This is a genomic window from Bradyrhizobium sp. LeoA1Lang (genome assembly GCF_055413685.1).
Window position 1 is genome coordinate 1 of sequence record NZ_JBVAPG010000427.1, and the last position, 971, is coordinate 971.

The 971-nt window shown below is 57.6% G+C and carries 1 protein-coding gene; it reads left to right on the plus strand.

Going from position 1 to position 971, the window contains the following annotated elements; translation table 11 throughout:
• Positions 1-53 precede the first annotated feature (53 nt).
• Complete coding sequence (locus ACZYOF_RS43955; protein ID WP_463719615.1) at positions 54-716, plus strand: Crp/Fnr family transcriptional regulator; 663 nt, start codon at positions 54-56, stop codon at positions 714-716.
• Positions 717-971 lie beyond the last annotated feature (255 nt).

The window sequence follows — 971 nt, forward strand, 5'->3', positions numbered from 1 at the left end:
GTCACCGGCGAGCGACAACACGCCTCAAGCACCTTGCGATCTTTCCGCGAAAGGTGGACTTCTCTTGCTTCGGGGATCATCCATATCTTGAATCACGACTCACGATCCAAGAAAAGTGGGTACTAGTTCCACGAGGAGAGATGGTGTTCAGCCAGGGTGAACATCATGATGGCATCTTCATCATCAGGCGCGGCCAGGTCCGGGTCTATTACTCCGCCCCTTCCGGCCGGGAGATCACCCTCGCTTATTGGACGCATGGACATTTCATCGGAGGCCCAGAGATCTCAGGCTTCGGTGTACACATGTGGTCCGGCGTGGCGATTGAGGACTGCGAGATCACTGGATTGCCCCGCCGCACATTGCAGAAGCTCCTTCTGCAGATGCCGTCGTTCGCACTGGCTTTGATCGACGGACTGATCGCCAAGGGCAAGTGCTACTCTTCCATGGCGCAGATGCTGGGCACACGCTCGGTGATCGAGCGGCTGGCACAATATCTATTGAACCTGGCTGAACTCTACGGGATTGCCGATGGCAACACAGTTGTCATCAACCGCAAGGTCACCCACGACCAGATTGCTGCAATGGTCGGCTCCACGCGCCAATGGGTCACGATGATGATGAAGCGCTTTCAGACCAAATACATCATCAGCATCGAGGGCAACATCATCCGTATCAATCGGCTCGATCAACTCAAGAAGATCCTGTTCAAGGATTAGCGCGCCTCAATCCGTTGGAGCGCCCAGCTCACGGTCTTCCTGACGCGGATTACCGTCGCGGGCGCGTGCAACCAGCGCGTCGCGAGCGGAGGGATCAGCGATCTCACCAAGCGCAGCAGCGGCATCCTTGCGTAAGCGGTAAGAGCTCCCACGTTCGCAGTGATCAGCGGGCGCGTGCGTAGCGGATCGGCATCCAGTATTGGCGCAGCGCCTCGACGGCCGCTGGGATATCGAGGTGGGCATTGCGAAGAAAGT